The organism is Phenylobacterium sp. (genome assembly GCF_030645195.1).
GTDB lineage: Bacteria > Pseudomonadota > Alphaproteobacteria > Caulobacterales > Caulobacteraceae > Phenylobacterium.
In genome coordinates, this window is sequence record NZ_JAUSLW010000107.1 from 1 (window position 1) to 3,383 (window position 3,383).

Annotated in this window: 5 protein-coding genes; 3 read left to right on the forward strand and 2 right to left on the reverse strand. The window is 69.1% G+C overall.

What is annotated here, in order from left to right; genetic code table 11:
• Positions 1–28 precede the first annotated feature (28 nt).
• The 3 genes from Q7T09_RS09380 to Q7T09_RS09390 are packed head-to-tail and all read left to right on the forward strand — an operon-like array spanning position 29 to position 1,693.
• On the forward strand, positions 29–355 hold the full coding sequence (locus Q7T09_RS09380; protein ID WP_304699345.1) for a PadR family transcriptional regulator: 327 nt from the start codon (positions 29–31) through the stop codon (positions 353–355).
• Positions 352–918 (forward strand): DUF1700 domain-containing protein, encoded by a 567-nt coding sequence (locus Q7T09_RS09385; protein ID WP_304699341.1) that lies wholly within the window; start codon positions 352–354, stop codon positions 916–918. The genes Q7T09_RS09380 and Q7T09_RS09385 overlap by 4 nt, the downstream gene beginning before the upstream one ends.
• Before the next feature lie 10 nt (positions 919–928).
• Positions 929–1,693, forward strand: a complete 765-nt coding sequence (locus Q7T09_RS09390) for a GIN domain-containing protein (RefSeq protein ID WP_304699342.1) — start codon at positions 929–931, stop codon at positions 1,691–1,693.
• A 70-nt stretch (positions 1,694–1,763) separates the two neighbouring features.
• Here Q7T09_RS09390 and Q7T09_RS09395 read toward each other — a convergent pair whose 3' ends face one another.
• Complete coding sequence (locus Q7T09_RS09395; protein ID WP_304699343.1) at positions 1,764–2,954, reverse strand: acyl-CoA dehydrogenase; 1,191 nt, start codon at positions 2,952–2,954, stop codon at positions 1,764–1,766.
• A 42-nt stretch (positions 2,955–2,996) separates the two neighbouring features.
• Positions 2,997–3,383 (reverse strand): enoyl-CoA hydratase/isomerase family protein (locus Q7T09_RS09400; protein ID WP_304699344.1); only part of this gene is annotated, 387 nt, incomplete at its 5' end.

Sequence of the window (3,383 nt, forward strand, 5' to 3'; positions counted from 1 at the left end):
CAGTGCGCAGGAATTGGAGGCAGATCCCGTGGCGGAAGCCGTTGAAGTTCAGCTGAAGAAGGGCGTGCTCGAGCTCTGCGTTCTCGCGCTCCTCTCGCGGGGCGACAACTACGCCTACGAGATCGCGAGCCGTTTGGCCGAGGGGATCGATATGGGGGAAGGCACCATCTATCCGCTGATGCGGCGGATGCAGGCCGACGGCCTGGTGGACACCTACCTGGTGGAGTCCTCGTCGGGCCCGCCGCGCAAATATTACCGCCTGACCGAGGCGGGCAAGACCAGCTTCGCCGGTCAGAAGCTGGCCTGGGGATCCTTCTCGCGGGCCGTGAACGCCATACTGGGAGAGGCCCAATGACCCGTCAGGCCTTCCTCGACCGGCTTCGCCTGGGGCTTTCGGGCCTGCCGGCCGCCGCCGTGGCCGAGATCGTCGCCGACTATGAGGCTCACTTCGCCGAGGGGGAGGCCGCCGGCCGCACCGAGGCCGAGGTGGCCCAGGCCCTGGGCGATCCCGGACGCCTGGCCCGCGAGCTGCGCGCCGAGGCGGGCTTGAAGCGCTGGGAGTCCGAGCGCAATCCGTCGGCGGCCGCCTCGGCCATCTTCGCGGTCCTGGGCCTGGGCGCCATCGACCTGCTGGTCCTGCTGCCCATTGTGCTCTCCATCGCCGGAACCCTGCTCGGCCTGTTCGTCGCGGTGATCGCGGTGTTCGGCTCCGGGGGCTTCGTCTTCGCCGCCGGCCCGTTCCTGGATCCTCCCGGCGGGGTGGCCGCGGCCATGCTGGCCGGGATCGGCCTGATGGCGGCGGCCGTCTCGATCGGCGCGCTGCTCTGCCTGGTCACCGTCGGCTTCGTCAACGTCCTGGTCTGGTACGGACGTCTCCACTACCGGCTGCTGAAGCCGGCCATCGATCCTCAAGCCTGAGGCCGCGCCCATGATCCGCCTTCTCGTCATCATCGCCGTGGTCGGGTTCCTCACCGCGGTCGTCACCCTCGGCGGCGCCGCGGCGCTCGGCGGCCGGGATATCGCCGCCCAGGGCTGGGACCACTGGTCCGACCACGACTGGGACATCGGCTGGGACGAACACGGCCGCCGCCATTCCGACTGGCGCAATTCCCACCGCGACGACCCGGAGTGGGCCCAGACCACCCGCGAGATCGCCTGGGACGGCGCCTCGGCCCTGATTCTCGCGGTTCCCGGCGAGGTGGTCTTCACGCAAGGGTCGGAAGGGCCCGGCAAGCTGACCGTCACGGGTCCCAAGCGCTCCATCGACACACTGACCCTCTCGGGCGGCCGGCTGAGCGACGGGGTGAACAACACCGGCGAACGGCTGCAGATCGTCATGACCGCGCCCAAGGTCACCCGCTTCGAGCTGAAGGGCGTCGATCGTCTGACCCTGTCCGGCTACGATCAGGACAGCCTGGAGATCAGCACCTCCGGCATGGCCAAGGTCACCGGCCATGGCAAGACCAAGGCCCTGAAGCTCAACATGACCGGGGCGGGCGAAGCCGATCTGGCGGACCTCGACGCCGAGAGCGCCGAGGTGGACATCTCCGGCGCGGCGGAGGCCTCCATCGCGCCGCGCGCCAGCGCCAAGCTCGACATCTCCGGCTCGGGCGAGGTGGAGCTGAAGACCCGGCCCCTCAAGCTCGAAAAGAACGTCTCCGGCTCCGGCGAGGTCAAGGAGCTGGAGTCCTAGCCTTTCCTCCCCAAGGGAACGCAACTCGGCCCAGGCGCGGATCTCCGCCCTGGGCCTCTTTCTGCGTGGACTAGAAGGCGTTTTCGCCGGTGATCGCCCGGCCCAGGATCAGGGCGTGGACGTCGTGGGCGCCTTCATAGGTGTTGACGGTCTCCAGGTTCGAAGCGTGCCGCATCACGTGGTACTCGCCGGAAATCCCGTTGCCGCCGTGGATGTCGCGGGCCTCGCGGGCGATGGCCAGGGCCTTGCCGCAGTTGTTGCGCTTCATCAGGCTGATGGCCTCGGGGACCCAGGCCCCCTGGTCCAGCAGGCGGCCGAGCGCCAGCGCGCCCTCGAAGCCCAGCGCGATCTCGGTCTGCATGTCGGCCAGCTTCTTCTGCACCAGCTGGCGCGCGGCCAGCGGCTTGCCGAACACCTGGCGGGTCTTGGTGTAGTCGCGGCTGGCGTGCAGGCAGAACTCGGCGGCGCCCATGGCCCCCCAGGCGATGCCGTAGCGGGCCTTGTTCAGGCAGGAGAACGGGCCGCGCAGGCCCGAGACCCCGGGCAGCATCTGGTCCTCGGCCACGAAGACGTCGGCCAGGGCGATCTCGCCGGTGATGGAGGCGCGCAGGGAAAGCTTGTTGAGGATCTTCGGCGTCGCGAAGCCTTCCGAGCCCCGGTCCACCAGGAAGCCGCGGATCACCCCGTCCAGCTTGGCCCAGACCAGGGCCACGTCGCAGATCGGCGAGTTGCTGATCCACATCTTGGCCCCGTTCAGGACGTAGCCGCCGGGCGCCTTGCGGGCCACGGTGCGCATGGAGGCCGGGTCGGAGCCGCCGTCGGCCTCGGTGAGGCCGAAACAGCCGATGATCTCGCCCTTGGCCATGCCGGGCAGGTACTTGCGCTTCTGCGCCTCCGACCCGAAGGCGTAGATCGGATACATGACCAGGGACGACTGCACGCTCATGGCCGAGCGGTAGCCAGAGTCGATCGCCTCGATCTCGCGGGCGATCAGGCCGTAGGCCACGTGGTTGACCCCGGCGCCGCCGTACGCCTCCGGAAGCGTGGGGCCGAGGAAGCCCAGCGCCCCCATCTCGGTCATGATCTCGCGGTCGAACCGCTCCTCGGCATAGGCCGAGACCACCCGGGGCAGCAGCTTCTCGCGGGCGTAGGCGCGCGCCGCGTCCCAGACCATGGTCTCCTCCTCGGAGAGCCGGGACTTCATGTCCAACGGATCTTCCCAGTCGAAGGTCTTCGAGGGGGCGGCGGTGTCCAGGGCCATGACGGTTTCCTTGCGTGCTGTGCGCCGCCTTATGACCCCAAGTCAGGTCCCTGTGTAGACGCCTTGGCGCTTCTCCAGGAAGGCGGCGCGGGACTCCTTCACATCGTTCGTCGCCCGGCGGGCGAAGCCGAGGCCGACGGACTCGTATTTCACCGCGGTGTCGAGGTCGGTCTCGAAGTTGGTCTGCAGCACCTTCTTGGCGGTGCGCACCGCCAGGGGCGGCCAGCGGACGATCTCCTGGGCGTAGGCCAGGGCCTGGTCCATCAGCTCGGCATGGGGGACCAGGCGGTTGAGCAGGCCGAGCGCCTTGGCCTCCTCGGCCAGGACCATGCGGCTGGTGAGGATCAGGTCGGCGGCCGCCGCATAGCCGACGATGCGCGGCAGGAAGAAGCTCATGCCGGAGTCCGGCGACAGGCTGCGCTCGACGAA

Excerpts from the sequence above, each read along its gene's own strand:
- Q7T09_RS09390 (WP_304699342.1), top strand. The coding sequence starts at position 929 with ATGATCCGCCTTCTCGTCATCATCGCCGTGGTCGGGTTCCTCACCGCG.
- Q7T09_RS09385 (WP_304699341.1), top strand. The coding sequence starts at position 352 with ATGACCCGTCAGGCCTTCCTCGACCGGCTTCGCCTGGGGCTTTCGGGC.
- Q7T09_RS09395 (WP_304699343.1), bottom strand. The coding sequence starts at position 2,954 with ATGGCCCTGGACACCGCCGCCCCCTCGAAGACCTTCGACTGGGAAGAT.